Source organism: Actinophytocola sp. (assembly GCF_045807065.1).
Taxonomy (GTDB): Bacteria; Actinomycetota; Actinomycetes; order Mycobacteriales; family Pseudonocardiaceae; genus Actinophytocola.
Window position 1 is genome coordinate 13,805 of record NZ_JBJMIE010000712.1, and the last position, 23,979, is coordinate 37,783.

The following is a 23,979-nucleotide window of genomic DNA, read 5'->3' on the forward strand; positions in this document are numbered from 1 at the left end:
GTCAGGAGCTGAGACGGGCCAGGATGCCGGGCCGCCGCAGTGCGGCCCGGAACGCCCGCATCCGGTCCGCCGCGGGCGCACCCTCGAGGTCGTCGTCGAACAGGTCGGCCAGGGTGCCCCACAGCTCCGCCCGGTCCGCGCACAGCTTGCGCACGCCCCGCGGCGACCGGATCTCGTGCTCCAGCCCGGAGAGCAGCGGCGAGCCGGTGATCCGCATGCCGCCGACGGCGCCGTGCGCGTTGTCGCACGGGTCCGCGCCGCGCCGGTCGAGCCGGTGGATGTGCCGCGCGAGGTCGGTCATCCGCCCGTCGCAGTGGTCGATGTACTCGTCCGCGATCTCGTTGACCATCCGGATCCGGTCCGGCATGTCGGCCCGCCGCACACGCAGCCGCTCCTCGCCGAACACGTTGACGTACCGCGTGTACAGCCGCTCCTGGGTGAACGTCGGCAGGCCGAGCTCGTCCGGCAGGAACAGTGCCGCGTCGCGGCGGGTGCGCCAGTCGCGGTGGCTCACGGCCAGCCGCATGATCTGCCGCCACGCCTCGACTTCCAGCGCGTACCACGGCGTCGGGCCGGGTCGGGCGTCCGGCGCGACCCCGTCGAGCCCGCGTGCGAACCACGTCGCGCGCATCCGCCGGGCGATGCCGGAGACCAGCAGCGTCTGGTAGCACACCAGCTCCCACACGTGCGTCTGCCGCGGTCGCAGCGGCACCTCGCGGGCCGGCGAGAACGTGATCATCTCGAAGTTCCGGAACTCCGGCGTGCCACGCAACGACTGCAGGTCCCGGTCCTCGTACAGCAGCCACGGCCGCCGTTCCGCCAGGTAGCCGCTGTGGCTGCCCGCCGCCGCCCGGTACAGGTGGCTGATCGCGAGCTTGCGCAACTCGGTCTCCGCCTCGTTGCCCGGCGACAGCAGCGCCACCGCGCAGAAGCACGCCACGTTGTAGTGCTCCTGCCAGTTCGCGCGGCCGAGCCGCGGGATCACCGCGCTGATCGACTCCCGCAGCCGGGCCTCGGACACCGGCCACTGGTCGAGCAGCGCGGTGAGCCACCGCGGGGCTCTGGCCCGCCGCCACACCGGGTGGTAGCCGACGCGCAGACCCAGCTCGGCCTGCGCGAGCGCCCGGCGCAGCACCGTCCAGATCAGCGAGGTCCGCAGGCCGCGCAGGGTGATCAGCTCGACCGGGTTCCGCATGGCCAGGCGGCGGAGGCGGCCGGAGAGCCGGGGGTAGTCGGCGATCAGCCGCTCGAACTCGTACTGGCCCAGCGTGCACAGGTACAGCCGCAACACCTTCGCGTGCCGCCGCCGCTCCTCGAGTGGCGTCCTGCTGGGCCAGTCGATGTCCAGTGCCTGCTCGTACGCGTCCGGTCGCTGGTCCGCCAGGATGCCCGCGGCCGCCCGCTCGTAGCGTTCCAGCCTGCGTCCGGCCAGCCTGCGCAGGTAGCGCCGGTGGCGTTGCCGCGCGTCCCAGTGCTGGTCGTGGTCGCACCCGCCGCCGCGCAGCCACCACTGCTCGGCGATCCGGTCGCCGTGGCCGAGCATCAGCGCGTGCCGGTACCGCGCGACGAGCAGCGCCACGGCCCGGTGGCCCTGCGTCGGCGACTGCTCGTCGCCGTCCCACCAGCTCGCCAACCCCTCGTCGCCGCGGCTGCAGATGGTGATCACGTCGTCGTAGGTGACGAGCGCGTCCAGGTGCATGTTCAGCCGCTCCTGCAGCTGCGCGATCTCCAGTCTGATGTAGACGTTCGCGGGGTCGTGCCGCAGCGCGCGGTAGAACTCCGCGAGCGCCTGGTCGAACCGGCGCGCGGCCTGGAACTGGTGCGCGCGCTGGTAGGCGTCGAACAGCTCGGTCGGGAAGGCGTAACCCCACCAGTCCGCCCACTGCGGACGCTGCCGGCAGATCTTGCTGCGCGGGAAGATCTGCGCGGCGACGGAGTTGGCGGCCCGCTCCAGCACGCGGTCCCAGCTGTCGTCCTCGATCACCAGCGGGGTGGCGGCGAACCGCGGCAACCGGATCAGCTCGACGACCAGCCTCGGCCGCTCGGCCGCCACGACCGTGCCGGTGACGCGGTAGGCGCCGGGCGGGAGCAGCAGCCGCAACGCGCGTGCGGCCACCCGCCACCACCCGGTGGAGGCTGCCTCGCCCGCGTTCTCCACGACCTGCAGGAAGTCGTAGGACCCGGCGGCGCCCGGCAACGCGGCCGGGCTGTAGATGCGGGACTCGGTCAGCCTTCTGCTGAACTTCGCGGTCAGCTCGCGAGCCGAGGGCGTAGGGGCCTCCGTGCGCCCTTCGGCGAACTCGGCGACGTCGACGTGCAGCCCGCGCGACGCGCTGCCCTCGAGCCGGGCGCGGCCGAAGGAGTACATGGCCAGCAGCGACGTCAGCACCAGCAGCGCCGGCTGGAGCACGACCCAGGTGATGGTCGTGGACACCGCGGTGGGCACCGCCGGCCGTGGTCGCGCGGCGACCAGCAGGTACGGGACGCCGATCAGCGCCACGCCCACCGCCACGAACAGGACCAGCGCGAGCCACCAGAGGAGCGGGCGCGCCCTGGGCAGCACCGCGACCGCCGCGCGGGCGGCCGGGTCACCGGTTCTGGCCATCGAACCCCTCCCACACGTGTGGTCGCCCGGCGGTGGCGCAGTGTTAGCTGGTGTCCACGAATTGTCACGTCCGTGGTGGGAGTGCCGCGGCCACCCTGCCGAGGGCGACCCGAACTGACCTCGAACACGTGGAAGGCAACGTGATCGGTGAGTTCCCGCGGGCCCGGCGCCAGCTGGTGTGGCCGCGCGACGTCGACCTGGCCCCGTCCACCGGGCCCGCGAGTTCATGCGCACCTTCCGCGCGGCGGCCGTCTCCTCCGCGCTGGCCCAACCGTCCGATGTGGACGTCAACGAGCTGGCGATCGTTTCCCGGAGGAGTTCGGACAGGTGTGCGACCGGGGGAGCCGAGTCACGTTCCGTTGCGCTTGGTGCAGGTCAGGGCACTGGCCGGGTGTATCGCCGCACCGCAGGAGTGATGGTGCTTGTGGACACGGGCGGTGACGCGCGACTGTCGTTGGCGTACTCGCTCCGTCGACGACAGCGTCGGATCCGGAGCCACACCGCACGACGTGCTCACACCCGAGAGGGAAGTCAATGAGAACGACCGGGAAACTGGTGTCGGTAGCAGCCGCTCTCCTGCTCGCCGTCTTCGCGGCACCCGCCGCGGCCGGCGCCGCGCAGAACGACGGCAGCACCATCCGTTCCGACCTGAACGGGAAATGTCTGGACATTCAGGGTGCTGATCCGGGCAACAGTGCCGCGGTGATCATGTACACCTGTCACGGTGGTGCGAACCAGCGCTGGTACGGGACCGGTGATGGGACCATCCGTTCCGAGCTGAACGGAAAATGCCTGGATATCCAGGGTGCTGATCCGGGCAACAGTGCCGCGGTGATCATGTACACGTGCCACGGCAACGCGAACCAGCGCTGGTATTTCGACGGTTCGACCATCCGTTCCGAGCTGAACGGGAAGTGTCTGGACATTCAGGGTGCTGATCCGGGCAACAGTGCCGCGGTGATCATGTACACCTGTCACGGCAACGCGAACCAGCGCTGGTACGTGGAGTAGACCGGGTCCAGGTCTCGTCCCCCGCCTCCTGCGGCTCCGCGGTCCCCACCACCCTCAGGCGTTCTCCCCGTACTCCTCGCGCAGCGCGCTCTTGCGTAGCTTCCCCGACGCCGTCCGCGGCAGCGTCTCCGCGAACACCACCGACTTCGGGATCTTGTAGCGGGCGATCCGGTTGTCGAGGAACGCCAACAGCTCGGCCGGCTCGACGGGTTCGCGCCGCACCACGATCGCGCGGCCCACCTCGCCCCACCTCCCGTCCGGCATGCCGATCACCGCGCAGTCCGCCACCGCGGGGTGCTTGTGCAGCACGTCCTCCACCTCGGCCGGGTAGATGTTCTCGCCGCCGGAGATGATGACGTCCTTGATGCGGTCGCGGATGTAGAGGAAGCCGTCCTCGTCGGCGATTGCCACGTCGCCCGTGCGCAGCCAGCCGTCCGGTGACAGCACCGCCGCCGTCGCGTCCGGCTTGCCCCAGTAGCCCGTCATCACGTTGGGACCGTGCAGGATCACCTCGCCCGGCTCGCCGGGGCGCGCGTCGTCGCCGTCCGCGTCGATGACCCGCACGTCGGTGAAGAAGCACGGTGTGCCGGCCGAGCCGACGCGGTCGCTTTCCGCGGCACGCAGGAACAACGCGCTCGGCGAGGACTCGGTCAGCCCGTAGCCCTGCAGGAACACCAGGCCGCGTTCCTGGTAGGTGGTGATCACCTTCTCGGGCACGGGCGCGCCGCCGCAGATCATCGTGCGCACCGACGACAGGTCCGCGCCCGGCCAGTCCGCCGCGGCCGCCACCGCCTGGAACATCGCCGGCACACCGAACAGGTAGGTCACTCGGTGCTCGGCGATCGTCGACAGCGTGCGGGCCGGGTCGAACGAGTCCAGCACCACCCTGCCGCCCTTCAGCAGCGTCGGCAGCACGGTCTGGTTGAGCGCCGCCACGTGGAACATCGGCGCGTTCACGAGCGTCACCTCGTCGCCGGCGAGGTCGACGTCGATCAGCAGGTTCACCGTGTTCCAGTGGATGTTGGCGTGGGACAGCGCCGCGCCCTTCGACCGGCCGGTGGTGCCGGACGTGTACATGATCATGGCGATGTCGTCCTGGTCGACCGGTTCGTCCACCGGCTCGGTCGACGAACCGGCCAGCAGCCGCTCGTAGGTCACGTGGTCGAGCACGTGCGGCACCGCGTCCCGCAACGACTCCGCGTGCTCGGTGTGGGTCGGCGCGTGCACGAGCACGGACGCGCCGCTGTCCGCGAGGATGTAGGCCAGCTCGGGTGTCGCGAGGCGGGTGTTCAGCGGCACGAAGATCCCGCCGACCAGGCCCGTGCCGAACAGGGTCTCCAGGAACGCCGGCTCGTTCGGCCCGAGGTAGGCGACCCGGTCGTTGCCGGTCACGCCGAGCCCGGTCAGCACGTGTGCGACGCGGGTGGCCCGCTCGTGCAGCTCGCGGTAGGTCGACCTCTCGCCGCCGTGCACGACCGCGACGCGGTCCGGCGACATCCGCGCCCGCCGCGCCGTCCACGAGCCGATGCCGTTGTTACGCATGGTCCAACCCGAGCAGGCGCACGGCGTTGTCCTTGAGGATCATGGGACGCACCTCCGGCTTGATGTCGAGCTTCTCGAAGTCCGCGAGCCACCGGTCCGGGGTGATGACCGGGAAGTCCGACCCGAACAGCACCTTGTCCTTCAGCAACGTGTTGGCGTACCGCACGAGCTGCGGCGGGAAGTACTTCGGCGACCAGCCGGAGAGGTCGATGTGCACGAGCGGCTTGTGCGTGGCGACGGCCAGTGCCTCGTCCTGCCAGGGGAACGACGGGTGCGCGAGGATGATCGGCAGGTCGGGGAAGTCCGCCGCGACGTCGTCGACGGCCATGGGGTTGGCGTACTTGAGCCGGATGCCGCCGCCACCCGGCAGGCCGGCGCCGATGCCGGTCTGTCCACTGTGGAACAGCGCGATCCTGCCGTGCTCGGCCAGCACCTCGTACAGCGGGTAGAAGGTCGGATCGTTGGGGTGGAACGCCTGCACGCTGGGGTGGAACTTGAAGCCGCGCACGCCGTACTGCTCGATCAGCGCGCGTGCCTGCCGCACGGCGGCCCTGCCCCGCCACGGATCCACGCTCCCGAACGGGATGAGCACGTCGGCGTGCTCCGCGCAGGCGGCCGCGATCTCCTCGCTCGGGATGGGCGGGTGCCCGGTCGCGGACTGGGCGTCGACGGTGAACACCACGGCCGCCATGCGCCGTTCCCGGTAGTGGTCGGCGATCTCCGGCACGGTCGCGGTCCGCTTCTCCGCCCTGAAGTACGCGGCGGAGCCGGCCATCAGGTCGGCTGGCAGCGACACCCGCCCGTCCGCGCCCTCCTCGACGTGGACGTGCACGTCGACGGCGATGAGGTCCTGGACGTTCATGACGGCCCCGACGGCAGCGGGATGCCGACGGACCGGGGGTTCCTGCCCAGCGTCGCCGGCCAGGTCGTGGCGATCTCGTCCGGGCGCCACCCACCGTCCCGGTAGGACACGGCGATCTCCTCCGGATGTGCCCACAGGGACAGCCTGTCGCCGCCGACGCCGATCGCCTGCCCGGTGACGCCCGCCGACTCGGCCGACGCCAGGTACACCACGAGCCCGGCCGCGTCCTGCGGCGTGCCGAAGCCCTCACCGGCGCGCAGCCAGTCCGGCAGTGGCGTCCCGTCCCGTTGCCACGCCTCGATGTGGGGCGCGAACGCGGGCATGGTCGCGGTCATGGCGGTGGCCGCGACCGGGATCACCGCGTTGACCGTGATCTCGGCCTTCGCGCACTCCATGGACCACGTGCGGGCCATGGCGACGATGCCGGCCTTGGCGGCGGAGTAGTTGGTCTGGCCGACGTTGCCGCGTTGCCCGGCGGGGGAGCCGACGACGATGATCCGGCCGCCGTCGCCCTGCTCCCGCATCCGCCGGACCGCGGCCCGCACACACGTGAACGTGCCGCGCAGGTGCACGTCGATGACGGTGTCGAACTCCTCGTCGGACATCCGCCACAGCATGCGGTCCCGCAGCACGCCGGCGTTGGTGACGAGCACGTCGAGCCGCCCGAACTCCGCGACGGCCCGCTCGACCAGCCGCTCCGCCACGGCCGTCGGGCCGACCGCCCCGGCCTCGGCGACGGCTTTCCCACCGACCCCGGCGATCTGGGCGACGGCCCCGGTCGCGGCACCCGCGTCGGCGTCGTTCACCACGACGGCCGCGCCGGCTGCCGCGAGCGCCGACGCGTAGGCGAAGCCGAGGCCCCGGCCCGCGCCGGTCACGATCGCCACTCGTCCCGTCAGATCCACGGTGGACTCCTCTAGTGCGCCAGGTCGAACGGCCGCGGGTACGGCGCCGGCCGGTAGGACAGGTACGCGGGTGCCGTGCTCGGGTCGAGGCGGGCGGCCGCCGCGTTGAGCGCGGCCGGTCCGGTGTCGGGCCAGTGCCCGGTGTCCGCCCGCTTCTCGACGGCCTCGAACGCGGCCAGCATCTCGCCGGTGGTGAACGTGCAGTGCCCTGCCCGGTGCACGAACGCCTGGCGCAGCGACCCATCGCGGCCGGAGCGGTGCACCGCGTCGGCGTACGCGTGCTCGACCTGCACCGGGACGAGTGGGTCGCCGGTCGTGTGGATGGTGAGCAGCGGCGTGGCCGGCCTGCCGGTGAACGTCAGGTTCCGGATGACGTACGCGACCGCGGCCGGGTCGGCGGAGATCCGTGCCGCGTGGTCGAGCGTCGCGAGGTCGCCGGCGAGGGACAGGCCGGCGCGGGCGTAGAGCGCCTCCACCTCGGTGCGGATGGACGAGTTGGCCAGCAGCCGGCGGTAGTCGACGCCGACGTTCCACGCCGGGTTGCCGCCTGCCCACGTCTCCATCTCCTGCCGCCAGGACAGCCCGACGTAGACAGTGCCGAGCAGGGACTGGAACTGGTTGCGTTCGGCGGTGTCGTAGTCCTCCGGCGCGGGCTCGGGCGCCGCTGGGTCGGCCCACGCGGGGAGGTTGTGCAGCGCCGCGGCGAGCGCGGTGCGGGCCCGGCCCCGCGGGGTGGCCTGGGCGGCGGTGACGGCGGCGGTCAGCTCACCGGCCGACGCGAGTGCCGTGGCCTGGTCGGGCAGGTCCACCAGCGGCGCGGTCGAGCCGGGGGCGAGCAGCGTCCGCACCGCGAACACCGGGTCGAGGGTGTTGTTCCAGTTGGCGATGCCGCCGTGCTCCAGCCCGCACATCGCGAGCGCGCCGGCGAACCGGCCGCCGTACCGCTCGGCGAGGCCGGTGGTGATCATGCCGCCCAGCGAGGTGCCCCAGGCGATCGCCCTCGCCGGCCGGCCGAACCGGTGCGCGAAGGTGTCCAGTGTGGACATCTGGTCGCGCAACGCGTACCGGAGCACCCACCCGGTGTCCCGGTACGAGGAGCCGACCAACGCGTAGCCGCGGTCGAGCAGGGTGTTCCGCACCGCGTCGCTCGGTGCGTTCTGGGCCGGGTTCGGTGCGCCGTCGGGGGTGTAGCCGTGGCTGTACAGCAGGACGGTGTGGTTCCAGCCGGCCGGCACGTCCATGACGTAGCTGGCGCCACCGGGCAGCTGACCCGCCACATGGGACGGTGGAGCCGCGGTCGTCGGGGACAGGAGACCGGCCAGGAGCGTGGCCGCGAGCAGGGTTTTCACGATCGCTCCCTTCGGGTGAGCGCGGGCACGATCCCGCGTGGCAGGAACAGCACGACCAGCACCAGCAACAGGCCGTAGACGGCGTACGAGAGCACGCTCGGCGCGTAGCTCGGCATGCCCGGCCGCGTGCCGAGATCGCTCAGTACCTGGACGAGCAGCGTGATGACCACGGCGCCGACCACCCCGCCGGCGAGCGTGCCGAGACCGCCGACGACGGCCATTACCACGTACTCGACCGACAGCAGCACCGGGAACGACGCGGGACCGAGGTAGCCGAGGTAGCAGGCGTAGATCCCGCCGGCCAGGCCCGCGAACGCGGCCGACAGGGCGAACACGGCGAGCCGGTACCGGCCCACCGGCACCCCGCTGGCCGCGGCCGCGACCTCGCTGGTGGCGAGCGCCCGCAGCCCCCGCCCCGCCCGGGAGGCCACGAGGTTGCGCGCGACCACGAGGACGACCGCCAGGCACACCCACGTCAGGTAGGCGTACTGGATGTCGTCGGAGAACTCGAACGAGCCGACGGAGAACCGGGGGATGCCCTGCAGGCCGATGGCGCCGCCCGCCCAGTCCGACTGCGCCAGCACGGAAAGCAGGATCAGCTGCATGGCGAGCGTGGCGAACGCCAGGTAGTGCCCGCGCAGGCGCAGCACCCCGATGCCCACGACGGTCGCGAACGCGGCGGCGACGACCGGCGCGGCGAGGAGCCCGAACAGCGGTGGCGTGCCGTGCACGGTGAGGAGACCGGTCGTGTACCCGCCGATCGCGTAGAACGACGCCTGGCCGAGCGAGATCTGCCCGGCCTGCCCCATCAGCAGCGACAGGCCGACGGTGATCATGGCGGCGAGGCCGGTCAGGACGTAGATGCCCAGCTGCTCGCCGTCCAGAAAGGCCGGCAGCGCAAGGGTTCCCGCGACAGCGATGGCCAGGAGCGCGGTTCTCATGCCGGTTCCTCCTGTGCCGCCGGTCGACGGGCCGCGCGCCAGATCATCACCGCGAGCATCAGGCCCAGCGCGATGTCGGTCTGGTGCGCCGCGTTGCCGTAGCCCGCGACCAGCGCCTGTGTGACACCCAGCAGCAGGCCGCCGGCGAGGGCGACGGCCGGGCGGGTCAGCCCCCCGAGGATGGCGGCCGCGAAGCCGTTCACGATCAGCGTCACGTCCGTGTCGAACGTGATCTGCTGGACCGGTGTCACCAGCACGCCGGCGAGTCCACCGAGTGCCCCGCCGATCGTGAACGCCAGCAGGCCCATCCGCCGCACGTCGATGCCGATCACCCGTGCGGCGTAACGGTTCGAGGCGCAGGCGGTCAGCGCCTTGCCGGTGTCGGTGCGGGTGAAGAACAGCGCCATGCCGGCGAACACCGGCAGCGTCACCCCGATGATCAGCAGGTAGTGGCTCTGCACCCGGCTGTCCCCGATGGTCACCGCACCCGGCACGCCGGCGAAGGACCTCGGCTGGTCGCCCCACACCAGCACCTCGACCGCGTACGCGAACACGGCCAGCCCGAGCGTGACGATCAACGCGGCCTGGGGTGTCGTGCCGGTCGCGACGAGCCCGACCAGCAACCCCACGACCGCGGCGACGGCCACGGCCCCCAGCTCGGCGATGCCGTGCGGCAGCGCGGTCAGGAACGACGACGCGCACATGGCGCCCACGACCGCGAACGCCCCCTGCGCGAAGTTCACCACGCGCGTGACCCGGTACACGGCCACGAGCCCGCTCCCGACGAGCGCGTACCCGCACCCGGTGCCGAGCCCGGTGACGAGGTAGCCGGCCAGCTCACCCAGCATCCGCGACCACCCCGCCCAGGTACGCGGCGGAAACCCGGTCGTCGGCGGCGAGTTCGCGGGCCGAGCCCGCCGCGACGATCCGGCCCGCCTCCAGGACGTACGCCCGCGTGCACAGGTCCAGCGCGAGCCGCGCGTTCTGCTCGATCAGCAGCACGGCGAGCCCGTGCTCCGCGTTCAGCTCCCGCAGGTGCCGGACGAGGTCGGCCACCACCAGCGGCGCGAGGCCGAGCGACAGCTCGTCGATGGCGAGCACGTCCGGCCGGCTCATCAGCGCCCGGCCGACCGCGACCATCTGCTGCTCGCCGCCGGACAGCGTGCCGGCCCGCCGGTGCCGCAGCTCGGCCAGGCGGGGGAGGATCGCGTGCACCGGCGCGGTGTCCCGCTCCCGGTACCGCCGGCCGCCGAGGCGGAGGTTGTCCTCCACGGTCAGGTCGCCGAACACCTGCCGGCCCTCCGGCACGTGCGCGAAGCGACCGCGTACGGACACCGAACCGTGGGCCGGCTTGAGGATGCCCGAGAGCGCGTTGACCAGAGTGGACTTCCCGGCGCCGTTCGGCCCGATGAGCGCCACCAGCTCGCCGGCGTCCACGTGCAGGCCGACCCGGTCCAGCGCGGTGGCCGGCCCGTACCGCACCACGAGATCCCGCACCTCGATCCCCGCTGCCGCACCGTCGGCGCGGCGGGTCATGCCGGCACCTCCGTGCCCAGGTAGGCCGCGACCACCTTCTCGTCCGCGCGGATCTGCGCCGGCGTGCCCTCGGCGATCACCTGTCCGAGGTCCAGCACGGTGATCCGGTCGGCGAGCCGGGTCACGAACGCCACGTCGTGCTCGACCAGCAGCATCGTGCGGCCCTCGGCCTTCAGATCGGCGAGCAGACTCGCCAGCCGCTGCCGTTCCGCCGCACGCAGGCCCGACGCCGGCTCGTCGAGGAGCAGCAGCCGAGGGCGTCCGCACAGCGCCCGCGCCACCTGCAGCACACGCTGCTGCCCGAGCGGCAACGCCTCCGCCGGCCGGTCAGCCCAGTCCAGAAGTCCGGTTCTGGCAAGGCATTCGCGTGCCGAATCCACTATCGCCCGTTCGTCTCGGCGGTGGCGCCCCAGCCGCGTCACCGCCGAGACGAATCCCGCGCCGGTGCTCGCGTGCGCGCCCACCATGACGTTCTCGAGCACGGTCATGCCGGCGAACACCCGCGCTCCCTGGAACACGACCGCGATCCCCGCCCGCGCGCGGCGCTGCGGGGGCAGCCGGTCGATGCGCGCGCCGTCGTAGGTGACCGTGCCCGCGTCCGCGCGGAGCTGGCCGCCGATGAGGCCGAACAGCGTCGACTTCCCGGCGCCGTTGGGCCCGATGACGGCCCGCAGCTCGCCCTGCGCGACGTGGAGGTCGACGTCGCGTACGGCGAACACCCCGTCGAACGAGCGGCACAGCCCGTCCGCCCGCAGCAGGAGGTCGGTCTCCGTCATGAACCCAGCTCGGCGAGTTGCTCGCCGGCCCACTCCGTCGGCTTGAACGCGCCCTGGGTGACCGTGTCTATCGAGATGAACTCGGGTCCGAGCCCGGCGTGGTTGTCCTTGCTGTAGGCGTACTCGCCGTTCGGCGTGACCAGCGACAGGCCCTCCAGCGCGTCCCGGATCTTCGCCGGGTCCGCGCTCCGCGCCTTCTCGATGGCGGCCACCAGCAGCTTCACCGCGCTGTAGCCGTCCTGCGCGAACTGCGGCGGCGGGTAGCCGTACTTCTTCTCGAACGACGTGGTCAGCTCGGTGATCGCGTCCTTCTGCTCACCGGCGGGCAGGTCCGGTCCGACGACGCCGATGGAACTTGCCACCGTCACGCCCTCGGCCGCGGCGCCGACCGGGTCGAGGAACAGCTTGCTCGCCTGCGCGCCGGTCAGCACGAGCGGGATGTCCACCCCGGCGGTGGCGTACTGCTTGGTCAGTGCGACCGCCGGTGCCCCGGTCGCCCACACGACGAACGCCTGCGCGCCGGACGACCGCACGTGCCCGAGCACCGCGCCGAACTCGGTGGCGTCGGTCTGGAACTCCTCGTCCGCCGCGATCTTCACGCCGTACTTCGCGGCCTTGTCCTTCATGCCGGCGTAGCCGGCGACCGCGTAGGAGCTGCGCGTGTCGTGCGCGACGGCCACAGTGGACACTCCGGTCGCCTTGAAGTACTGGAGGATCCGCTCCGCGTAGAGCGAGGCCAGTGCCGGGACCACGAACACGTACGGGTGCGGGGGTTTCACCTGCTCGTCGGCGGGAGTCAGTGACAGGTAGGGAATCTTCGCCCGGTCGACGGACGGGATCGTGGCGAGCGCCGAGTTCGAGAACGGCGACCCGATGACCGCCGCGACGTCATCGCCGCGCAGGTCGTTGAACGCCAGCACCGACTGGTCCGGCTGGCTCCTGTCGTCCTTGACCACGACCTCGAGCCTGCGGCCGCCGAGCACGCCGCCGTCGCGGTTGACCTTCTCGACGGCGAGCTCCACGGACTTCTTGTTCTCACTGCCGAGGGGGGAGTAGTTGCCGGTCAGGGACACGATCTGGCCGACACGGATCGGGTCGCTCGAGGTCGCGGTGTCCGCACCACAACCAGCCACGACAAGGGAAAGGGTTGCCAGGGATACCACGAGTCGACGCACCGTACCTCCTCGTACGTGCCGCGAGGCCGCACCCAAAGTTAGGCGTCTTGGTTGCAGCCGTCAAGAAACTGCCTAACAATGCGCTCGTGGCAGACGACCCCCGTCCTCAGTCGCTGATGCTGACGTTCCTGGGCGACTACCTGTACGAGACGGACCTGTGTGTGTTCTCGGGCAGCGTGATCGACGTGCTCGACCGGCTCGGCGTGTCCGAGCACGCGACCCGCTCGACGCTCACCCGCATGGTCAACCGCGGCCTGCTGCACCGGCAGAAGCAGGGCAGGCGCATGTACTTCGGCCTCACCCCGCGCGCGGCCGCCATCCTGCGCGACGGCTACGAACGCATCTGGCGCACCGGCGCGGTCAACGACGACTGGGACGGCACCTGGACGCTGCTCGGCTTCTCGCTGCCCGAGGCGTGGCAGCGCCAGCGCCACGACCTGCGCTCGAAGCTCGCGTGGGCCGGCTTCGGCCCGCTGCAGGGCGGGTTGTGGATCGCGCCCGGCCACGTGGCGGTCGACGACATCGTCGCGTCACTGGGCCTGGCGGCGCACGTGCGGGTGTTCCGCGCGACCGTCGACGAGCTGACCGACATCGCCCAGCTGGTCGCGGATGCCTACGACCTCGTCACGATCTCCGCCGGGTACCGGGCTTTCCTCGACCGGTGGACGGATTCCCCGCCATACCAGGACGATCCGCTCGCCGCGCACCTGTCGATCGTCACCGAGTGGCTGCGGGTGATCCGGAAGGACCCGCGGCTGCCCGTGCGGCACCTGCCCGAGTACTGGCCGGCCATCGCGGCCCAGAAGACCTTCCACGAGATCGAGAGCCGACTCGAGAAGCCGGCGGCGGAACTGGCCGCCGGCCTGCTCGACACGATGGCTTTCCCCCGGTGAGAGCCTTACGGCTTGCGGCCCACCGCACCCACGATGCACCGGCCCGCCTTGCTGAGCGGGGTGAGCCGGGGACCGTCCGGCCACCACTCGTCGCAGACGGCGAGACCCGGCCCGGACGTCGCGTTCGGCTTGATCAGCTCGATGCCGTCCAGCATGGCGAGGCACTCGGCGCGCGTGCGGAACCGCCCCGCCCCCATCGGACCGTTGACCAGGATGCCCTCGATGCGCCGGGCGATCTCCGTCAGCTCGGGCACCTCCGGGTCGAAGAAGTGCGAGAACACCACGTAGCTCCCGGACGGCAGCGCGTCTATGTACTCGCGCATGATCTCCGGCGCGTGGTCGCCCTCGACGTGGTGCATCGTGCCGACCTGCAACATCACCATCGGCCGCGTGAAGTCCAGGTTCGTGCGCACGACCTCGTTCTGGAGCACCTGCGACGGCTGGAAGATGTCGGCGTCGACCATGTGCACGAGGAAGTTCTCCTCCAGCAACGCCCGCCCGTGCGCCAGCACCACCGGGTCGTTGTCGACGTACACGACCCTGGCCTCGTCGTTGAACCGCTGGACGATCTGGTGGGTGTTCTCCGCGGTCGGCAGCCCCGACCCGCAGTCGAGGAACTGGTCGATCTTGGTCTGCGCGAGGAAACGGCAGGCACGGTTGAGGAAACCCCGGTTGCCGCGGGCGATGTCGACCGCCTCCGGCACCGCCTCGCTGATCTTGACCATGACCTGCCGGTCGACCTCGTACAGGTCCTTGCCGCCGAGGAACCCGCCGTACACCCTGGCGATACTCGGCCGCGTCGGGTCCACCCCGACGGGAACCTGGCTTGGCGACGTCGGTGTTGCCATTGCATCCTCACCTGCGTTGGTACTGTGACGAAGTCATCACATTAGTACCATCGGCGGTACCCCGAACCGCCGACTCGCCCAGTCGGCTCAGGCCGGGCTGAGGCGCCGCACCGAGTCGATCAGCCACATCCCGTTCTGGTTGATCAGCGTGTACTCGTGGCGCTCGCGTTCCTGGCTGCCGTCCTTCTTCACGTACAGCAGGCTCACCTGCACCTTGTTCGGGCCAACGGGAACCACGTTGGACGCCGTGACCGACCTGATCGCACCCCAGAACCGTTCGTAGTAGCCGTGTCGTCCACCGCCCGGGTTCTGCTGGAACTTCGGACTGAGGCGGGCCCACGCCGCGTCCAGGTTGCCCGGCACCAGTCCGTAGTACTCGGTGACCGCCGCGACGGGCGTGGCCGCGATCGCGGGTTGCCCCTGTTGGGGCGGCGGGTTGTGCCCCGCCGCGGGGGGTGTCGTCGTGGTGGTGGTCGTGACCTCGGTGGTCGTCGTCGTGGTGGTCGGGGCCGGCGTCGTGCCCGTGGGTTTCGTGTGCGACCGCGACGACGCGGGCGCCGCCGCGTGGTTGGAGCCGGACGTCGTGCCCTGCTGGTCGAGCAGCCACGTGACCAGCGCGGCCACCACGGCGATCGCCAGCAGACCGCTGCCGATCAGCACGGCCCTCCTGCGCCGGTTCTCCGGTGGCGGAGTCGCGCCGCCGGGCGCGGCCTCGGGCGGGGGCGTGGCCTCGGGTGCGGCGGCCGGCGCCGCGGCAGTGGCCGGCGCGGCGGACTTGGCGGTCGGTGGTGGGACCGGCGCGGGCACGACCGCCAGGTCCGCGGGCTTCTCGGCCACCGCGGCGAGTGCGTCCCTGGCCTCCGTCATCGACGGCCGCTTGGCGGGATCGTCGCTCAGCAGCCACAGCAGCACGTCGGTCAATGGCCCGGCGTGCGTCGGCGGGTTGATCTCGCCGGAGGACACCTTGTACAGCAGCTTCATCGCGTTGGTGTCCTCGCCGACGGGTGGCGAGCCCTCGACCGCGGCGTACAGGGTGGCGCCCAGCGAGTACACGTCCGAGGCGAACGTCGCGTCCGAGCCGCGTGCGACCTCGGGCGCGAGATAGGCGGGCGTGCCAGCGAAGGTGCTGGTGGCGGTGAGGGTGAGGTCGCTGATCACCCGCGAGATGCCGAAGTCCGTGATCTTGACCGTGCCGTCCTCGCCGATCAGCACGTTGGCCGGCTTGACGTCCCGGTGCACCACCCCGGCGTCGTGCGCGGCGGCGAGCGCGCCCGCGGCCTCGGAGCCGATCCGCGCGACCTCGTCGTACGGCAGCATTCCGAGCCTGGCCAGGCTCTTCGAGGGGAAGTACTCCATGATCAGGTACGGCTGCCCGCCGTCGGAGACCACGTCGTACACCGTGATCAGCAGCGGGTGGTGCAGCCGCGCGGCGATCCGGCCCTCCCGCATGGTGCGGCGGACCATCTCCTCGCCCTGCGGTTCGGTGAGCTCGGCGGGCACACGGACCTGCTTCACCGCCACCGTGCGCCGCAGCCGCTCGTCGTGGGCACGCCACACCACGCCCATGCCACCGCTGCCGAGCTGCTCGAACAGCTGGTACCGGCCCGCGATCACCTGCTCGGTGCCCTCGCTCATCAGTCCCCCGTCTCGCGCTGCTGTCTCCTACCAATAGCACGCGCGCGGGACGCCGCGATCACCCCCGGGGTGCTGGGACGTTGACCACACCCTCGTCGGCACGCAGACCGAGCATGTCGAGCAGCCGCACGCACTCGCCCGCGTCGCGCGCGGCGGCCGCCACCGCGCGCACCGCCTGCCGCCGCTGGCTCGCGGTCAGCTCGGTGGTGGTGGTGAGCTGGTAGTCGAGGACTTCCTTCGTAGGCATGGCTTCCCCTCCCAGAAAGGTCGACGTCGACTACCCACTCCACCGCCGGACGAAACTACCTGAACGCCGCCACGTTGCGGCGCGCCCACTCGAGGAAGGGACGCGCGGGACGGCCCAGGAGTTGTCGCAGGTCCGCGCCCGTTCCCAGCTCCGCCGGCAGCGGTGAACCGAGGGCGTCCAGCGTGGCGTCCGCGACCGGCTCCGGCATGAACCGCAGCAGCTGTGCCCGTGCCTGTTCACGCGTCAGCTCCACGAACCGGACCGGTTCGCCCAGTGCGGCACCGATCGCGGCGGCCTGCTCGCGCGGCGAGATCGGCGCGGGACCGCTCAGCTCGTAGATCCGGCCACCGTGCCCGTTCTCCCGCAACACGACCGCGGCGACGGCAGCGATGTCGTCCGGGTCGATGAGCGGGATCGCGACGTCCGCGAACGGCGCCGCGACCGTGCGGGTGGTGCGGACCTGCTCGGCCCACTGCAGGGCGTTGGAGGCGAAGCCACCCGGCCGCAGAATGGTCCACTCCCGTTGCGAGCGGCTGACGGCCTCCTCGAACACCGGCCGATGCCGACCCGTCCCGACGCCCACCGACGACAGCAACACCACGCGCCGCACACCACCCGCCATGGCGACGATCTTGTCCAGGTCGCCGTGCGCGTGGAAGTCGCCGGGCGTCAGGAGGAAGAGCGCGTCCGCGCCGTCCAGCGCCGGGCCGAGGCTCTGCGGATCGGCGAGGTCGGCCCGGACGTGCCGCACACCGGGCGGCACGTCACCGTCCCGCCGCGAGACCGCCGTCACCTCCTCCCCGGCTTCGACCAGTGCCCGCACCAGCGGCCGCCCGACGTTCCCCGTCGCCCCGGTCACCACGATCATGTCCAGCTCCCTTCCGTGTGGTCGCGAGCGACGCTACTATCGCCGGGATAGTAGGTACCTAGAGGAAAGTAATGGACGAGTGACCGACACCACTCCCGAACTGGCCTGCCCCATCGCCCCGGTCGTCGACATCGTGTTCAGCCGGTGGACCACGCCGATCCTCTGGGCGCTGAAGGAGTACGGCCGCCAGCGGTTCGGTGAACTGGCCGACCGGATCACCACGATCACGCCGAAGGTGCTGACGCAACGGCTGCGGCAGCTCGAGCGGGACGGACTCGTGGTGCGGACCTATCACGCCGAGGTGCCACCGAGGGTGGAGTACGAGATCAGCGAGCTGGGACGCAGCCTCGGACCACTGTTCGCGAGTCTGTCCGAGTGGTCGGCGAACCTGCAGAAGGTGGCGGCGGCCCGCGCGGCATATGACGCGCGGGGTTAGCCTGCCTGTCACACCATTGGACTGATCCGCACGGACCTGCCGGCGACCGGCCGGGACGCGGACGTCTCGACAGCGTGACCGGTCGAAGGTGCCGGCCGAGCCGGTTCGACAGCGAGAGGCAGCCGAACGCGCGGAACGTCACGGTGGGAAGTGTCGCGCGCACAACTAGTGAACAGAACCGCCGCCTCGTGCGTAATACTGATGACAACCGCGGAACTCTGGGTCTGTCAGGAGGTGACCTGCGATGCGCGGGATACGCGCCGCAGCCCTGGCCGTCACGATGCTGCTCACGGCGGCCTGTGCACAAGGTGAGTCGACTCCGGCGCCGGCCGGGTCGACGACCAACGCGGTCCGGGCGACCGCGGCCGAGCCGGGGGAATGGCCGACCTACCACCGCGACAACGCGCGCACCGGGGCGTCCCCGGATCTTGCTCCGCTCGGCACGCTCGCCGTCGCCTGGCATGCCGCGCTCGACGGTGCCGTGTACGGGCAACCGCTCGTCGTCGGCGGTGAGATCCTGGCCGCCACCGAGCACGACACGATCTACGCGCTCGACCCGGCCACCGGCACGGTGCGGTGGTCGACCCACGTCGGCGAGCCGGTGCCCAGGCAGAACCTGCCGTGCGGCAACATCAACCCGCTCGGCATCACCAGCACGATGGCCTTCGACCAGGCCACCTCCCGGGTGTTCGCGCTGGCCGAGGTGACCGATGGGCAGCACGTGCTGGTCGGCGTGAACGTGGACACCGGGGCCGTCGAGGTGCGGGTGCCGCTCGAGCCGCCCGAGGGCGACCGGATCGCCCATCAGCAACGGGCCGCGCTGACCGTGCTCGGCGACCGGGTGTACGTCGCCTACGGCGGACTGGCCGGGGACTGCGCCCAGTACATCGGGTCGGTCGTGTCGGTCACCACCGCGGGCGCCGATCCGCGCAGCTTCCACGTGCCGACCACCCGTGAGGCCGGGATCTGGGCGCCGGGCGGGGCGGTCGTCGACGGCGACCGGCTGCTGGTGCCGGTCGGCAACGGCGAGTCGACCTCGTCCTACGACGACAGCGACTCGGTGCTCGCGCTCTCCGGGAGCCTCGCCCAGGTCGACCAGTTCGCCCCGGCGACGTGGGCCGACGACAACGCCCGCGACCTCGACCTCGGCTCGGCCAGTCCCACCCTGCTCGGCGACTTCGTGCTGGCGGTCGGCAAGCGCGGTGTGGGCTACGTGCTGCGCCGGGGGAACCTCGGCGGCATCGGCGGCGAGGTGGCGTCCGCGCAGGTCTGCCGCTCCTTCGGGGACAGCGCGACCAGCTCCGATGTCGCCTACGTCCCGTGCACCGACGGCACCCGCGCGGTCCGGATCACCACGGACGGCACCCTGTCGGTCCTGTGGCGGGCCCCCGCCCAGGCCAACGGTTCACCGACCCTCGGCGGCGGCGCGGTCTGGGTGACCGACTACACCAACGGCACCCTCTACGCCCTGGACCCGGCCAGCGGCACCGTCCGCACCCAGCTGAGCACCGGCGCCCTGCCCCACTTCGCCTCCCCAACACTCGCCGGCGACCACGCCTACCTCGGCACCATGGACGGCGTCATCGCGGTGTCCGGCGCATAACAGCATCCGCCCGGTGATGGGTGCGATTGGTGGTGTTGAAAGGCGTAGTCCACGCGACGACTCGCCGTCCGCTACGAAGGCACAGTGCACCTCGCCGCTGCCGACGAGTGGCTATGACTGCGAAACACGCCTGGAGACCGTCATCTCGTTGTCGTGCTGACGACGCTGGCGGTAGGTGCGGGTCTTCTGGCGGTTGCCGCAGACTTCCATGGTGCACCAGCGGCCACGGCCGTTGCGTGAGACGTCGTAGAACGCCCAGCGGCAGTCCGGTGCGGCGCAGAGCTTGACTCGTGCCCAGTCGCCCTTGGCCACACTGCCCGCCACTGTCTCCACGATGGCGTCCAGCCAGGGCCTGCCGGACGTGACGGCGATGCGCAGCCCGCCTGACACGTCCGGCACCAGTCGCAGTGGGTAGTCCCGGAGGGTCGAGGTGGCCGTGACATCGGCACCGGCATCGGCGACGAGCGCCTGTCGGAGCGCCGTGCGCAGCGCGATGGTGGCCGCCACGTCCGTCACGCCCAGCGGGGTATCGCCGGACGTGAGACCGCGGACCGCCAGCCAGTCCGCCAGCGCCTGAGGAGACGTCAGCCGCTCGCCGGGGACATGGCTTTCTCCATGCCGCGTGAACGTCCGCTCATCAACGGTGTTGAGAAAGTCCTCGATCACCTGCAGCGAGACCACGACACCGTTGTAGCACGAAAGTGGTGTTGCACGCCATCGACACCGGTGTTAGCGTTCATTGGTGTCTTCGATGTGGACGGGAAGGTGATGGCGATGATCGAGACGCACAAGGTGCTCGACGTTCCCGAGGCCGATCTGGACGACCTGCGAGCGCGCTTGCGCCGCACCCGGTGGGCGCGACCCTGGCCGGTCAGCGCCTGGACGGCGGGTACGGACAGCGACGAGCTCCGCCGCCTGGTCGACTACTGGGCCTCGGCGTACGACTGGCGCGGGCACGAGGCTGCTGTCAACGCCCTGCCGTCCCGGTTCGCCGAGATCGACGGCACCGTCGTGCACTACCTGCACTTCGCCGCCGAGAGTGCCGGAGCACTACCGATCCTGCTGGCCAATGGCTGGCCCAGTTCGTTCCTCGAACTCGTCGGCCTGGCAGAGCGCCTGTCCGCCCCGTCGCGCTTCGGTCGCCGTCCGCAGGACGCGTTCACCGTCATCGTCCCGTCCCTGCCCGGCTTCGGGCTGTCCCCGCAACGCCCGGCCCTCCGCGGCGGCATGGACACGCACGACATGTGGCACCGGCTGATGGCCGATGAGCTGGGCTTCGACCGCTACGGCGCGCACGGTTCCGACCTTGGCGCCGGAGACACGAGTCGGCTCGCGCAGGCCCACCCCGAGGCGTTGGTCGGACTCCACCTGCAGAGTGCCGCAAGCCCCGCCGAGTACGACGTCGCCGGACTGAGCGAGGAGGAGCGGGCCTACCTGGCGGCGGACAAGGCGTGGGATGTCGCTGAGCGGGGGTACTCGCACCAGCAGCAGACCCGACCGCTGACCCTTGCCCAGGGCCTGTCCGACTCCCCTTCCGGGCTGCTCGCCTGGATCCTCGAGAAGTACCGGGCCTGGAGCGACTGTGACGGTGTGGTGGCAAACCGGTTCAGTGACGACTTCCTCCTGACTCAGGCATCGCTGTACTGGTTCACCAACACGATCTCGACGTCGTTCCGCCCGTACTACGAGCGTCATCACCGGCTCGTCCCACCCGTCGAGCGTGTCGAGGTGCCGACCGCGTTGGCATTGTTCCCTGCCGACATCGGTGGCCGGCCGCCCCGCAGTTGGGTCGAACGCGTCTACCCGGTCACCCGCTACACCAACATGCCCCGCGGCGGCCACTTCGCCGCCTACGAGGAACCTGACCTGCTGGCGGACGACATCACCGCCTTCTTCGGCTCGCTGGCGTAAGCGTTGTCCGCCCACCTACGTACACTGAGGACGGAGAATTGTCATGCCTGATGCCGCACCTGAAGCCGTCCGAGCGCCGGTGCTGGAGGACTTACGCGCCCGGCTGCGGGCCTACCGTCGGGTGGCGTTACCGCCGGGATTCGGCTGGGAGCGTGGTGTCGACGGCGACTTCCTGGCTGAGCTCATCGCCTACTGGGCCGAACACTATGACTGGCGGGTGCACGAAGCACGGGTTCGTGCGCTGCCGTGGGCGCTGACCAGCGGCCCCGTCCGGCTGATCCACCAGCGCGGCGCGGCTCAGGGCGTTCCGGTTCTCCTTCTGCACGGCTGGCCCGACTCGGTACTGCGGTTCGAGAAGGTACTGCCGCTCCTGTCGGAGCTGAACGTGGTCATCCCGGCTCTGCCGGGTTTCCCGTTCGCCGCCCCAGTTTCTCGCGGTGGCCTGTCGGCCGCGGCCATGGCGGAGATGGTGGCCGCCGCGATGGGGGAACTGGGTTATGACCGTTACGTCGTCTCCGCCGGCGATGTCGGCTGTGATGTCGCCGAGGCACTCGCCGGGGCATACCCCGGCAGAGTTGCCGCCCTCCACCTGACCGACGTGCCGCAGAACCGGTTCCTGGTCGATCCCCCGGAGGACCTTTCTGAAGTCGAGCAGGACTACGTGCGGTACGGGCACCGCTGGCAAGCCCGGGAAGGTGGCTACATGCGTGAGCAGGCGACCAAACCGCACACCCTGGCGGTAGGACTTGGTGACTCGCCGGCGGGGTTGGCCGCCTGGCTGGTGGAGAAGCTGCGCACGTGGACGGACTGCGGCGGCGACATCACCACGGTGTTCACCCGCGACGAACTGTTGACCTGGATCACGGCGTACTGGGTCGACGGCTCGATCGGAACCTCGTTCACTCCGTATGCGGAAACCGGCCCCAGACCACGGAAACCGATCATCGCACCGACGGCGTTCACGATCTTCCCCAAGGACCTCGTCAACGCACCACAGGAATTCGCGGCCCGCTTCTTCGACATCCGGTCGTGGGTGGAGGAGACCAGCGGAGGGCACTTCGCGGCGTGGGAGCGCCCGGAGCGCTACGTCGCCGGAGTCCGCACCGCGATGTCCCTCGTCTGAGGGCGTCCGAGTGAGCTGGCGCAACTCACCCCGGCTACGCCCCGTTCTGGGTCACCAGCAGGTCGCCGACGGTGGTCCGGTAGTACAGCACGGACTTGCCGGCCCGGCGGCGACGGATGAGCTGCGCGTCGAGCAGTACGCGCAGGTGCCGACCGACCGAGCCGAGTCCCTGTCCGGTCAGCGCCACGAGTTGGGTGGTGCTCTTGGGGGTGTCGAGGAGCACCAGGACGCCGGCCCGTGCCGGCCCCAGCAACCGTTCGAGGGAGGCCGGGACCTCCGTGCGGTCCACGTCGGCGAGCACTCCTGAGCACGGGTAGATCACGGCGTGCTGCTCGGTCTGCCCGTAGGCGACCCAGCCGCGCCATCGCGGTGTCACCGGCACGAACACCAGCTGCGCTCCGGTGAGGTCCCTGGGTGGGTAGTCGTAGGCGTTGATCTGCAGCCGGCCCTCGCCGAGCCAGCGCATGTCCCGGCGCATGTCGTCCAGCGCCGCGACCCAGCCGCCTCGGGTGAGCTGCGCGGTCCGCGCGACGATGTCCGCCTCGATGATGCGCAGTCGGCGCGGCCAGTCGGGCAGCACGGTTCGCGTCCACACCCACTCGATCAGGTCCGCGGTGCGTGCCGGCAGGTCGTCGCGGTGTAGCTCGCCGGGCAGCGGGCCGCCGTGGGACACGGCCAGGTCGGCGCGGGCGGCAGCGGCCGGGGTGTGCCGGATCCGGGCCAGTTCTTCGCCGAAGGACTGGTCGCCAAGCGGAGGCGGGGTTAAGAAGTCCGCGGTCCAGGTGCGGCCGAACGCGGCCCGGATGAGCAGGGCGGTGACCGGGTCGCCGGCCAGCCGGCCGCGGTAGGCGGGCAGGTGGGTGTCGAGCCACGCCCCTTCGCCCGGGTGGGCGGCCGTGCCCCGGTGCAGCACCTCGAGGGCCGCCAACGCCTCGGACAACGGCGACACGACGAACCGGCTGCGCGCGAGTGTGTCCGCGTTGACGTGCCACCAACCCATTGTTTCGCCTCCCCGCGAAACTGTAACCGGACCGCCCCTGGCCTGATGAGACTTCCGATCATGCGTACTTACCGGGAGTTGTTCCGGACACCGGAGTTCACCCCGCTCTTCACGACCAGCGCCCTGCAGGTGGCGGGCACGACGGTGAACGGGCTGGCGCTGAGCACGCTGGTCTACGCGGCGACCGGCTCGCCGCTGCTGGCCGCACTGGCCATGTTCGGTCCGTCGCTGGCGCAGGTGCTCGGCGCGACCGTGTTGCTGTCGGCGGCCGACCGCCTCCCGCCGCGCGCGGCGATGACCGGCCTCGGGGTGCTGTTCGCGGTCGGTGCGGTGGTGCTGTCGGTGCCCGGCCTCCCGGTGTGGGCGCTGTTCACCGTGGTGCTGGGCCTCGGTCCGTTCGCGTCGCTCGCCGGCGGGGTGCGCTACGGGTTGCTCAATGAGATCCTCCCGCGAGAGGCGTACCTGCTCGGCCGTTCGGTCCTCAACATGTCCGTCGGGATCATGCAGATCTGCGGGTTCGCGACCGGCGGGGTGCTGGTCACGCTGCTGTCGCCGCGCGGCACGTTGCTGGTGGCGGCGGGGCTGTACCTGCTGGCCGCGGCCGCGGCCCGGTTCGGCCTCACCCGCCGCCCGCCCCGGGCCACCGGGCGCCCGTCGGTGGCCGCGACGTGGCGGAACAACGGGGTGCTGTGGTCGTCGGTGCCGCGGCGGTA

23 protein-coding genes are annotated in these 23,979 nt (G+C 71.3%); 7 read left to right on the forward strand and 16 right to left on the reverse strand.

Features of this window, described 5'->3' with window-relative positions; genetic code table 11:
- Position 1: 1 nt before the first annotated feature.
- Entirely contained in the window at positions 2–2,605 is a 2,604-nt protein-coding gene (locus tag ACJ73U_RS41945; RefSeq protein WP_407783351.1) for a hypothetical protein, read from the reverse strand.
- Between the two features lie 534 nt (positions 2,606–3,139).
- Here ACJ73U_RS41945 and ACJ73U_RS41950 point away from each other — a divergent pair.
- Positions 3,140–3,616 carry an RICIN domain-containing protein gene (locus tag ACJ73U_RS41950; protein ID WP_407783352.1) on the forward strand — a complete coding sequence of 159 codons (477 nt, stop codon included), beginning with the start codon at positions 3,140–3,142 and terminating at the stop codon, positions 3,614–3,616.
- Between the two features lie 54 nt (positions 3,617–3,670).
- Here ACJ73U_RS41950 and ACJ73U_RS41955 read toward each other — a convergent pair whose 3' ends face one another.
- Genes ACJ73U_RS41955 through ACJ73U_RS41995 form a run of 9 tightly spaced genes read right to left on the reverse strand, consistent with a single transcriptional unit; the run spans position 3,671 to position 12,702 of the window.
- Positions 3,671–5,158 carry an acyl-CoA synthetase gene (locus ACJ73U_RS41955; RefSeq protein WP_407783353.1) on the reverse strand — a complete coding sequence of 496 codons (1,488 nt, stop codon included), beginning with the start codon at positions 5,156–5,158 and terminating at the stop codon, positions 3,671–3,673.
- Positions 5,151–6,020: an amidohydrolase family protein gene (locus ACJ73U_RS41960; RefSeq protein ID WP_407783354.1), complete on the reverse strand. Its 870-nt coding sequence runs from the start codon at positions 6,018–6,020 to the stop codon at positions 5,151–5,153. Before ACJ73U_RS41960 ends, ACJ73U_RS41955 begins: the two co-directional genes overlap by 8 nt.
- The gene (locus tag ACJ73U_RS41965) at positions 6,017–6,925 is read right to left on the reverse strand and encodes an SDR family oxidoreductase (RefSeq protein WP_407783355.1); all 909 of its coding nucleotides are present in this window, start codon (positions 6,923–6,925) and stop codon (positions 6,017–6,019) included. The genes ACJ73U_RS41960 and ACJ73U_RS41965 overlap by 4 nt, the downstream gene beginning before the upstream one ends.
- An 11-nt stretch (positions 6,926–6,936) precedes the next feature.
- Positions 6,937–8,274, reverse strand: coding sequence for an alpha/beta hydrolase family protein (locus tag ACJ73U_RS41970; RefSeq protein ID WP_407783356.1), 1,338 nt, complete (start codon positions 8,272–8,274; stop codon positions 6,937–6,939).
- Positions 8,271–9,215: a branched-chain amino acid ABC transporter permease gene (locus tag ACJ73U_RS41975; protein WP_407783357.1), complete on the reverse strand. Its 945-nt coding sequence runs from the start codon at positions 9,213–9,215 to the stop codon at positions 8,271–8,273. Before ACJ73U_RS41975 ends, ACJ73U_RS41970 begins: the two co-directional genes overlap by 4 nt.
- Positions 9,212–10,063, reverse strand: coding sequence for a branched-chain amino acid ABC transporter permease (locus ACJ73U_RS41980; protein ID WP_407783358.1), 852 nt, complete (start codon positions 10,061–10,063; stop codon positions 9,212–9,214). The genes ACJ73U_RS41975 and ACJ73U_RS41980 overlap by 4 nt, the downstream gene beginning before the upstream one ends.
- Positions 10,053–10,751, reverse strand: coding sequence for an ABC transporter ATP-binding protein (locus ACJ73U_RS41985; RefSeq protein ID WP_407783359.1), 699 nt, complete (start codon positions 10,749–10,751; stop codon positions 10,053–10,055). The genes ACJ73U_RS41980 and ACJ73U_RS41985 overlap by 11 nt, the downstream gene beginning before the upstream one ends.
- Positions 10,748–11,527 (reverse strand): ABC transporter ATP-binding protein, encoded by a 780-nt coding sequence (locus ACJ73U_RS41990; RefSeq protein ID WP_407783360.1) that lies wholly within the window; start codon positions 11,525–11,527, stop codon positions 10,748–10,750. The genes ACJ73U_RS41985 and ACJ73U_RS41990 overlap by 4 nt, the downstream gene beginning before the upstream one ends.
- On the reverse strand, positions 11,524–12,702 hold the full coding sequence (locus ACJ73U_RS41995; RefSeq protein WP_407783361.1) for an ABC transporter substrate-binding protein: 1,179 nt from the start codon (positions 12,700–12,702) through the stop codon (positions 11,524–11,526). The genes ACJ73U_RS41990 and ACJ73U_RS41995 overlap by 4 nt, the downstream gene beginning before the upstream one ends.
- 86 nt (positions 12,703–12,788) lie before the next feature.
- On the opposite strand from ACJ73U_RS41995, the gene ACJ73U_RS42000 reads away from it, so the two are divergent.
- Positions 12,789–13,595, forward strand: a complete 807-nt coding sequence (locus ACJ73U_RS42000) for a PaaX family transcriptional regulator C-terminal domain-containing protein (RefSeq protein WP_407783362.1) — start codon at positions 12,789–12,791, stop codon at positions 13,593–13,595.
- 5 nt (positions 13,596–13,600) lie between these two features.
- Here the strand turns inward: ACJ73U_RS42000 and ACJ73U_RS42005 are convergent, their stop codons facing one another.
- The 4 genes from ACJ73U_RS42005 to ACJ73U_RS42020 form a co-directional block, all read right to left on the reverse strand.
- Entirely contained in the window at positions 13,601–14,443 is an 843-nt protein-coding gene (locus ACJ73U_RS42005) for an SAM-dependent methyltransferase (RefSeq protein ID WP_407783363.1), read from the reverse strand.
- A gap of 87 nt (positions 14,444–14,530) precedes the next feature.
- A complete protein-coding gene (locus ACJ73U_RS42010) occupies positions 14,531–16,078 on the reverse strand; it encodes a serine/threonine-protein kinase (protein WP_407783364.1) in 1,548 nt (515 codons plus the stop codon).
- A gap of 58 nt (positions 16,079–16,136) precedes the next feature.
- Positions 16,137–16,325 (reverse strand): hypothetical protein, encoded by a 189-nt coding sequence (locus ACJ73U_RS42015; protein WP_407783365.1) that lies wholly within the window; start codon positions 16,323–16,325, stop codon positions 16,137–16,139.
- A gap of 55 nt (positions 16,326–16,380) precedes the next feature.
- Positions 16,381–17,193: an SDR family oxidoreductase gene (locus ACJ73U_RS42020; RefSeq protein WP_407783366.1), complete on the reverse strand. Its 813-nt coding sequence runs from the start codon at positions 17,191–17,193 to the stop codon at positions 16,381–16,383.
- A gap of 79 nt (positions 17,194–17,272) precedes the next feature.
- On the opposite strand from ACJ73U_RS42020, the gene ACJ73U_RS42025 reads away from it, so the two are divergent.
- Together ACJ73U_RS42025 and ACJ73U_RS42030 are read left to right on the forward strand one after the other, a co-directional pair.
- Entirely contained in the window at positions 17,273–17,629 is a 357-nt protein-coding gene (locus ACJ73U_RS42025) for a winged helix-turn-helix transcriptional regulator (RefSeq protein ID WP_407783367.1), read from the forward strand.
- Positions 17,630–17,873: 244 nt separating this feature from the next.
- Positions 17,874–19,232 carry a PQQ-binding-like beta-propeller repeat protein gene (locus tag ACJ73U_RS42030; protein WP_407783368.1) on the forward strand — a complete coding sequence of 453 codons (1,359 nt, stop codon included), beginning with the start codon at positions 17,874–17,876 and terminating at the stop codon, positions 19,230–19,232.
- A gap of 111 nt (positions 19,233–19,343) precedes the next feature.
- On the opposite strand, the gene ACJ73U_RS42035 is transcribed toward ACJ73U_RS42030, so the two are convergent.
- Entirely contained in the window at positions 19,344–19,913 is a 570-nt protein-coding gene (locus ACJ73U_RS42035; protein WP_407783369.1) for a CGNR zinc finger domain-containing protein, read from the reverse strand.
- Between the two features lie 93 nt (positions 19,914–20,006).
- Here ACJ73U_RS42035 and ACJ73U_RS42040 point away from each other — a divergent pair, with 93 nt between their 5' ends.
- Together ACJ73U_RS42040 and ACJ73U_RS42045 are read left to right on the forward strand one after the other, a co-directional pair.
- Positions 20,007–21,143: an epoxide hydrolase family protein gene (locus ACJ73U_RS42040; RefSeq protein WP_407783370.1), complete on the forward strand. Its 1,137-nt coding sequence runs from the start codon at positions 20,007–20,009 to the stop codon at positions 21,141–21,143.
- A gap of 43 nt (positions 21,144–21,186) precedes the next feature.
- Entirely contained in the window at positions 21,187–22,266 is a 1,080-nt protein-coding gene (locus tag ACJ73U_RS42045; protein ID WP_407783371.1) for an epoxide hydrolase family protein, read from the forward strand.
- A gap of 34 nt (positions 22,267–22,300) precedes the next feature.
- Here ACJ73U_RS42045 and ACJ73U_RS42050 read toward each other — a convergent pair whose 3' ends face one another.
- Entirely contained in the window at positions 22,301–23,266 is a 966-nt protein-coding gene (locus ACJ73U_RS42050) for a transcriptional regulator (RefSeq protein WP_407783372.1), read from the reverse strand.
- Positions 23,267–23,326: 60 nt separating this feature from the next.
- Here ACJ73U_RS42050 and ACJ73U_RS42055 point away from each other — a divergent pair.
- Positions 23,327–23,979 (forward strand): MFS transporter (locus ACJ73U_RS42055; RefSeq protein WP_407783373.1); only part of this gene is annotated, 653 nt, incomplete at its 3' end.

What these genes read in the sequence shown, in the direction of transcription:
- ACJ73U_RS41945 (WP_407783351.1), bottom strand. Translation starts at nt 2,605, where the DNA reads ATGGCCAGAACCGGTGACCCGGCCGCCCGCGCGGCGGTCGCGGTGCTG.
- ACJ73U_RS41950 (WP_407783352.1), top strand. Translation starts at nt 3,140, where the DNA reads ATGAGAACGACCGGGAAACTGGTGTCGGTAGCAGCCGCTCTCCTGCTC.
- ACJ73U_RS41955 (WP_407783353.1), bottom strand. Translation starts at nt 5,158, where the DNA reads ATGCGTAACAACGGCATCGGCTCGTGGACGGCGCGGCGGGCGCGGATG.
- ACJ73U_RS41960 (WP_407783354.1), bottom strand. Translation starts at nt 6,020, where the DNA reads ATGAACGTCCAGGACCTCATCGCCGTCGACGTGCACGTCCACGTCGAG.
- ACJ73U_RS41975 (WP_407783357.1), bottom strand. Translation starts at nt 9,215, where the DNA reads ATGAGAACCGCGCTCCTGGCCATCGCTGTCGCGGGAACCCTTGCGCTG.
- ACJ73U_RS41980 (WP_407783358.1), bottom strand. Translation starts at nt 10,063, where the DNA reads ATGCTGGGTGAGCTGGCCGGCTACCTCGTCACCGGGCTCGGCACCGGG.
- ACJ73U_RS41985 (WP_407783359.1), bottom strand. Translation starts at nt 10,751, where the DNA reads ATGACCCGCCGCGCCGACGGTGCGGCAGCGGGGATCGAGGTGCGGGAT.
- ACJ73U_RS41990 (WP_407783360.1), bottom strand. Translation starts at nt 11,527, where the DNA reads ATGACGGAGACCGACCTCCTGCTGCGGGCGGACGGGCTGTGCCGCTCG.
- ACJ73U_RS42005 (WP_407783363.1), bottom strand. Translation starts at nt 14,443, where the DNA reads ATGGCAACACCGACGTCGCCAAGCCAGGTTCCCGTCGGGGTGGACCCG.
- ACJ73U_RS42010 (WP_407783364.1), bottom strand. Translation starts at nt 16,078, where the DNA reads ATGAGCGAGGGCACCGAGCAGGTGATCGCGGGCCGGTACCAGCTGTTC.
- ACJ73U_RS42015 (WP_407783365.1), bottom strand. Translation starts at nt 16,325, where the DNA reads ATGCCTACGAAGGAAGTCCTCGACTACCAGCTCACCACCACCACCGAG.
- ACJ73U_RS42020 (WP_407783366.1), bottom strand. Translation starts at nt 17,193, where the DNA reads ATGATCGTGGTGACCGGGGCGACGGGGAACGTCGGGCGGCCGCTGGTG.
- ACJ73U_RS42030 (WP_407783368.1), top strand. Translation starts at nt 17,874, where the DNA reads ATGCGCGGGATACGCGCCGCAGCCCTGGCCGTCACGATGCTGCTCACG.
- ACJ73U_RS42040 (WP_407783370.1), top strand. Translation starts at nt 20,007, where the DNA reads ATGATCGAGACGCACAAGGTGCTCGACGTTCCCGAGGCCGATCTGGAC.
- ACJ73U_RS42045 (WP_407783371.1), top strand. Translation starts at nt 21,187, where the DNA reads ATGCCTGATGCCGCACCTGAAGCCGTCCGAGCGCCGGTGCTGGAGGAC.
- ACJ73U_RS42050 (WP_407783372.1), bottom strand. Translation starts at nt 23,266, where the DNA reads ATGGGTTGGTGGCACGTCAACGCGGACACACTCGCGCGCAGCCGGTTC.